The sequence below is a fragment of the Pseudomonas monsensis genome (assembly GCF_014268495.2).
Taxonomy (GTDB): domain Bacteria; phylum Pseudomonadota; class Gammaproteobacteria; order Pseudomonadales; family Pseudomonadaceae; genus Aquipseudomonas; species Aquipseudomonas monsensis.
On record NZ_CP077087.1, the window covers coordinates 1,046,010 to 1,052,500 of the forward strand.

The window sequence follows — 6,491 nt, forward strand, 5'->3', positions numbered from 1 at the left end:
GGGTAGAGCATTCGCCGGCAAATCGCAGTGTTGCCTGGCACCAATGCAGAGCAAAGCCGTTGATCCGGCTCCAGTTTTGCCCGCTGGCAACTGATCAAAAAACGAACAATCGCGTGGGAGCTATGCAGAACCTGCGACTGCGCCAGCCATGAACGGGTTATCCACAGGTTGCTCCACAGTATTTGTGCGCAAGCTTCCCGCCGAGGCATAAGCACGGTGGTGCTTTCTTCCAATGGCGATAAACACGGCTAACTGATTGTTTCTGCGTGAAATTTCCGTTTCATTGCGAGGATTGAACGAAAAGTGAACAAACCGCGCAAAGCCACGTGACAGAAGGGTTACAGCGGTATGTGCTCAGGTTATCCACAGTTGGGTGCACAGCGGATGTGGGCAACTCTGGGGAATAAGGCATTTCGGGGTCGCCCCAAAAGATCGCAGCCGTGCTGTTAACGCTGCAGCAGAATCCGCCCGCGACTCAAATCCGCCAACTGCGTTTGCAGCAACTGAATCTGCGCCTCACCCACCGCCAGCTGCAATTCAACACCATTGGCGGTGAAGTGTTCTTCCACCACCAGGCCGCCCAGATCCGCCACTCGCAGCTTCACCAGCGGCAACTCGGCAAAGCCGCAGGCACAGCGCAGCGGCACGCGGCTGATCAACTCGGTTTTTTCCGCGTTTTGCAGGCACTTGTTCGCGCCGCCGCCGTAGGCTCGGGCCAATCCGCCAGTGCCCAGTTGAATGCCGCCGTACCAGCGGATCACCAGCACCGCGACCTGATCGCAATCCTGCGCCTCGATCGCCGCCAGAATCGGCCGGCCGGCGGTGCCACCGGGTTCGCCATCGTCGTTGCTGCGGTACTGGTCGCCGAGCTTCCACGCCCAGCAGTTATGCGAAGCGTTCAAGTCGCTGTGTTGCTCGAAGAACGCCTGCGCGTCGGCAGGGCTGCTGATCGGTGCGGCGAAGGTGATAAAGCGGCTTTTGCGAATCTCTTCGCGGTACTCGCACAAGCCGCTGAGGGTGAAAGGCATAAAACGTCTTATACAGAAGGAGTGAGGCCGCAGCCTTTGAGAATGATGCGGATCAGGTTGTTGCCGGCGTCTTCCATGTCCTGTTTGGTCAGCTTGCTGCGTCCGCTGACCCGACAGATCTGCGTGGCGAAGTCAGCGTAATGCTGCGTGCTGCCCCACAGCAGGAAGATCAGGTGTACCGGATCGACCGGGTCCATTTTGCCTGCATCTATCCACGCCTGAAACACGGCGGCCCGACCGTTGAACCAGGCGCGGTAATCCTGGTTGAAATATTCGCTCAGGCATTCGCCGCCGCTGATCACCTCCATCGCGAAAATCCGCGAGGCCTGTGGCTGGCGACGGGAGAACTCCATCTTGGCGCGAATGTAGCGAGTCAGCGCTTCGGCCGGATCGTCCTCGGCGGTGAGGGTGTTGAAGGTGCTGTCCCACAGCTCGATGATGTTGCTCAGTACCGCCACGTACAACCCCAACTTGTTGGTGAAGTAGTAATGCAGGTTCGCCTTGGGCAACCCGGCATTCTGGGCAATGGTGTTCATGCTGGTGCCTTTGTACCCGTGACGGGCGAACTCGTCTTCGGCGGCTTTGAGGATGGTCTCTTCGTTCTTCTGACGAATGCGGCTGGCGGGTTTGCCGCCGTGGGCTGGGACTTCAAAGGTCATAGGCACTTCCGGGTTTGTCTGTGGGTGCAACCAGTTGCGTTGATAGCGCACCCACAGGGATCCGACAAGTCCTGATGCAATAAAACCGTTACGCCTGTTCGATCTTGTTCAGTGGCGCCGGCACTTGTCTGGTCGTCGATTTGGACTCTGGCAGCAACAGGCAGAGGCTGATTGCCGTCAGGCCACCGCTGGTGATCGCCGAGTCGAACAGGTTCTGTACCAGTTTCGGCAGCAAGTGCAGCAGGTTCGGTTGCGCTGCGATGCCCAGGCCGACCCCGAACGACGTGGCAATAATCAACATGCTGCGTCGATCCAGCGGCGACTGCGCGAGGATGCGCACGCCGGCCGCCGCAACCGCACCGAACATCACCAGTGTTGCGCCGCCGAGCACCGGTTTCGGAATCTGTTGCAGCACCGCGCCGATCATGGGGAACAGGCCGAGACAGAACAGAATCGCGCCGATGTACAGCCCGACGTAACGGCTGGCCACGCCAGTCAACTGGATCACGCCGTTGTTCTGCGCGAACGTCGTATTGGGGAAGGCACTGAAGGTGGCAGCGATCAAGCAACTCACGCCGTCGCCCAATACACCGCCGCGCAAACGGCTTATATAAGAAGGGCCGCTGATGGGCTGGCGGGCGAGCATGCAGTTGGCTGTGAGGTCGCCGACGGTTTCGATGGTGCTGATCAGATAAATCAGCGCGACGGGCAGGAAAGCCGTCCAGTCGAAACTGAAACCGAACTTGAATGGCGTAGGAAGGCTGACCAGTGGCAAGTCAGGCAATGGCTGCGGCACCAGTTTCCCACTGAACCACGCGGCCAGACTGCCCAGCACCAAACCGATGATGATCGCCGAGAGTCTTACCCACGGCGTGTTCGAGCGGTTGAGCAGGATGATCGTCAGCAGCACGAACACCCCCAGTGCCAGATTGCCCGGTGCACCAAAGTCAGGTGCATTGAAACCACCGCCCAGGTCTGTGATGCCGACCTTGATCAGGCTGATGCCGATCAGGGTGATGACAATCCCGGTCACCAGCGGCGTCACGACCCGGCGCAATTGGCCAATGAAACGGCTGAGGACGATCTGCACCACGGCGCCGAAAAAGCACACGCCGAAAACCATCGCCAGAATGTCTTCCGGGCTGCCGCCGCGTTGCTTGACCAGAAACCCGGCCGAGAGCACCGCGCCAAGAAACGCAAAACTGGTGCCCTGCAAACAGATCATTCCGGCGCCGATCCCGAACGGGCGGCGCGCCTGAATAAAAGTGCCGACCCCGGACACCATCAGCGCCATGCTGATCAGGTAAGGCAGATGCGCGGTCAAGCCAAGCGCAGAGCCGATCACCAGCGGCGGGGTGATGATGCCGACGAAACTGGCGAGTACGTGCTGTAGCGCGGCAAGAATGGCGGCCAGGGGAGTGGGGCGATCGTCGAGGCCGTAGATCAGTTCGCTGGATGGTTCAGAATCTGGCTGCATGGTTTTGGTTTCTTGTTCAGGGATCGAGTTCACCCTTCACTGCAAAAACCTGTCCACTTGCTCAGCTTTATGGTTGTGCACCTTCCAATGCAGGAGTTGCCGAAGGCTGCGATCCTTTGATTTTGCTGTTCGAGGCCGAAGCGGTTGATCCTGGGTTTATATTTTCAACGCGTTGCCGCCAGGCTCTCGAGAAAGCTTTCCAGCACCAAATGAGGGCGCCTGCCCTTGCGCGTGACCGATGCAAGGCTCAGGTCGTAGAACCGCGTCGTCGATTTCAGCGCACGCAAGCGCCCTTGTTGAACCCACAGGCTGGCGTAATGATCCGGCAGATAACCGATATAACGCCCGGTCAAAATCAGAAACGCCATACCCTCACGGTCAGACGCACTGGCGGTGCAGTTGAGCGCCTGGTAATGCGCCTGAATCTCCGCCGGCAAACGAAACGTCGGGGCAATCGCGTCCTGGTCATTAAGGCGCTGGTCTTCCAGTTGCTTGTCATCGACATAAAACAACGGATGACCCACCGCGCAGTACAGCAGCGAGCGCTCGCTGTACAACGGCTGATACTCCAGCCCCGACAACGCACTGGCCTGGGGTACCACGCCGACATGCAGGCGGCCGTCGAGCACGCCTTGTTCGACTTCATTGGGGGCAATCATGCGGATCTGGATCTGCACGTCCGGCCCGCGTTCTTTCAATTGCGCCAGAGCGTGGGTGATGCGCATGTGGGGGAGGGTGACGAGGTTGTCGGTCAGGCCGATGATCAATTCGCCGCGCAGGTGCTGATGCAGGCCATTGACCTCGGTGCGGAAACTTTCCAGTGCACTTAACAGTTGCAGCGCCGACTGATAAACCTCACGCCCTTCTTCGGTCAGCGAGAACCCGGCGCGCCCGCGCTGGCATAGACGCAGGCCAAGGCGCTGCTCCAGATCGCTCATCTGCTGGCTGATCGCCGAGCGGCCGATGCCGAGCACGGTTTCTGCTGCCGAAAAGCCGCCGCACTCCACCACACTGCGGAAAATCCGTAGCAGGCGAATATCAAAGTCACTGACCTGAGCCAGTGGATCGGGGCGACGGCTGCTCATAATGTTGTGCTCATTGTTTAGCAGGGATCTAACTGAAGGTTAGAAAAGTTGGATTTCACCGACTTTATCGCCATGGCAATTTAGCTGCAACAACGCTTTCTATCTCCCTGACGCTTATGCCCTGCGAGGTTTTGCCCGATGAACATGCCTGAAAACGCGCCGTCGCCACTGGCCAGCCAACTGAAGCTGGACGCGCACTGGATGCCGTACACCGCCAACCGCAACTTCCAGCGCGATCCGCGTCTGATCGTCGGTGCCGAAGGCAGCTGGCTGTTCGATGACAAGGGCCGCAAGATCTACGATTCGCTGTCCGGTCTGTGGACCTGCGGTGCCGGTCATACCCGCAAGGAAATCCAGGAAGCCGTCGCCAAACAACTGGGCACTCTCGATTACTCGCCGGGCTTCCAGTACGGCCATCCGCTGTCGTTCCAGTTGGCCGAGAAAATCACTGACCTGACCCCGGGCAATCTGAACCACGTGTTCTTCACCGACTCCGGTTCCGAGTGCGCCGACACCGCGGTGAAAATGGTCCGTGCCTACTGGCGCCTGAAAGGTCAGGCGACCAAGACCAAAATGATCGGCCGTGCTCGTGGTTACCACGGTGTGAACATCGCCGGCACCAGCCTCGGCGGCGTCAATGGCAACCGCAAGCTGTTCGGTCAGGCGATGATGGACGTCGATCACCTGCCCCACACCTTGCTGGCCAGCAACGCGTTCTCCCGTGGCATGCCGGAGCAGGGCGGTATCGCCCTGGCCGATGAACTGTTGAAGTTGATCGAGCTGCACGACGCCTCGAACATCGCGGCGGTATTCGTAGAGCCAATGGCCGGTTCCGCTGGCGTACTGGTGCCGCCACAGGGTTATCTGAAGCGTCTGCGCGAAATCTGCGATCAGCACAACATCCTGCTGGTGTTCGACGAAGTGATTACCGGTTTTGGCCGCACCGGTTCGATGTTCGGCGCTGAAAGCTTTGGCGTGACCCCGGACCTGATGTGTATCGCCAAGCAAGTGACCAACGGCGCGATCCCGATGGGCGCAGTGATTGCCAGCTCCGAGATCTACCAGACCTTCATGAATCAGCCGACCCCGGAATACGCTGTCGAATTCCCGCACGGCTACACCTACTCGGCGCACCCGGTGGCGTGCGCCGCTGGCCTGGCGGCACTCGATCTGCTGCAAAAGGAAAACCTGGTGCAGAGCGTGGCCGAGGTTGCACCGCATTTCGAGAACGCGTTGCACGGCCTGAAAGGTTCGAAGAACGTCATCGACATCCGTAACTATGGCCTGGCCGGTGCGATCCAGATTGCCCATCGTGATGGCGACGCCATCGTGCGTCCGTTCGAAGCCGGCATGGCCCTGTGGAAAGCCGGGTTCTATGTGCGCTTCGGCGGCGACACCCTGCAGTTCGGCCCAACCTTCAACAGCAAGCCGCAAGACCTCGATCGTCTGTTCGACGCGGTTGGCGAAGTGCTGAACAAGCTCGACTGATTTACGCATGACCTGGAGCCGAGCTTGCTTGCGAAGGTGCACTGAAGCGCGCCAATGCAGTTCGGTTCCGACCCAAAGCTACCTATATATAGAAGGCGCTCCCTGGCGGGCGCCCAGCGTACAAAATTCAGGAGTCCCCCGATGAGCGTTATCCCGCATTTGATCAATGGCGAACTGGTGACCGAGAACGGTCGCGCGGTTGATGTGTTCAACCCGTCTACCGGTCAGGCGATCCACAAGCTGCCACTGGCCAGCCAGGCAACCATCCAGAAAGCCATTGATGCCGCCAAGGCTGCGTTCCCGGCGTGGCGCAACACGCCACCGGCCAAGCGCGCCCAGGTGATGTTCCGCTTCAAGCAACTGCTGGAGCAGAACGAAGCGCGCATCTCGCAATTGATCAGCGAGGAACATGGCAAGACTCTGGAAGACGCTGCCGGTGAATTGAAACGCGGTATCGAGAACGTCGAGTTCGCCTGCGCCGCCCCGGAAATTCTCAAGGGTGAGTACAGCCGCAACGTCGGCCCGAACATCGACGCCTGGTCGGACTTTCAGCCATTGGGCATTGTTGCCGGTATCACCCCGTTCAACTTCCCGGCGATGGTGCCACTGTGGATGTACCCGCTGGCGATCGTCTGCGGCAACTGCTTCATTCTCAAGCCATCCGAACGCGATCCAAGTTCGACCCTGCTGATCGCTCAACTGCTGCTGGAAGCCGGTCTGCCGAAAGGCGTGATGAGCGTGGTGCATGGTGACA

The 6,491-nt window shown here is 59.4% G+C and carries 6 protein-coding genes (1 of these 6 only partly in view); 2 read left to right on the forward strand and 4 right to left on the reverse strand.

Going from position 1 to position 6,491, the window contains the following annotated elements:
• Positions 1-446: 446 nt before the first annotated feature.
• The 4 genes from HV782_RS04405 to HV782_RS04420 all read right to left on the reverse strand — a co-directional run bounded on the left by HV782_RS04405 (position 447) and on the right by HV782_RS04420 (position 4,249).
• Positions 447-1,028 (reverse strand): IMPACT family protein, encoded by a 582-nt coding sequence (locus HV782_RS04405; RefSeq protein ID WP_123471142.1) that lies wholly within the window; start codon positions 1,026-1,028, stop codon positions 447-449.
• 8 nt (positions 1,029-1,036) lie between these two features.
• On the reverse strand, positions 1,037-1,687 hold the full coding sequence (locus HV782_RS04410; protein ID WP_123471143.1) for a TetR/AcrR family transcriptional regulator: 651 nt from the start codon (positions 1,685-1,687) through the stop codon (positions 1,037-1,039).
• 88 nt (positions 1,688-1,775) lie between these two features.
• Positions 1,776-3,164, reverse strand: a complete 1,389-nt coding sequence (locus HV782_RS04415; RefSeq protein WP_186748578.1) for a uracil-xanthine permease family protein — start codon at positions 3,162-3,164, stop codon at positions 1,776-1,778.
• Positions 3,165-3,328: 164 nt separating this feature from the next.
• Complete coding sequence (locus HV782_RS04420) at positions 3,329-4,249, reverse strand: LysR family transcriptional regulator (RefSeq protein ID WP_123471147.1); 921 nt, start codon at positions 4,247-4,249, stop codon at positions 3,329-3,331.
• 138 nt (positions 4,250-4,387) lie between these two features.
• On the opposite strand from HV782_RS04420, the gene aptA reads away from it, so the two are divergent.
• Together aptA and HV782_RS04430 are read left to right on the forward strand one after the other, a co-directional pair.
• Positions 4,388-5,737, forward strand: coding sequence for an omega-aminotransferase AptA (gene aptA / locus HV782_RS04425; protein ID WP_123471149.1), 1,350 nt, complete (start codon positions 4,388-4,390; stop codon positions 5,735-5,737).
• 141 nt (positions 5,738-5,878) lie between these two features.
• Positions 5,879-6,491, forward strand: partial view of a CoA-acylating methylmalonate-semialdehyde dehydrogenase gene (locus tag HV782_RS04430; RefSeq protein WP_128614579.1) — the beginning only. It continues 881 nt past the right edge of the window; the window shows 613 of its 1,494 coding nt (coding positions 1-613); it begins with the start codon at positions 5,879-5,881; its stop codon lies beyond the right edge, outside the window.

Coding starts and splice junctions, on each gene's coding strand:
- HV782_RS04405 (WP_123471142.1), bottom strand. CDS start 1,028: ATGCCTTTCACCCTCAGCGGCTTGTGCGAGTACCGCGAAGAGATTCGC.
- HV782_RS04410 (WP_123471143.1), bottom strand. CDS start 1,687: ATGACCTTTGAAGTCCCAGCCCACGGCGGCAAACCCGCCAGCCGCATT.
- HV782_RS04415 (WP_186748578.1), bottom strand. CDS start 3,164: ATGCAGCCAGATTCTGAACCATCCAGCGAACTGATCTACGGCCTCGAC.
- HV782_RS04420 (WP_123471147.1), bottom strand. CDS start 4,249: ATGAGCAGCCGTCGCCCCGATCCACTGGCTCAGGTCAGTGACTTTGAT.
- aptA (WP_123471149.1), top strand. CDS start 4,388: ATGAACATGCCTGAAAACGCGCCGTCGCCACTGGCCAGCCAACTGAAG.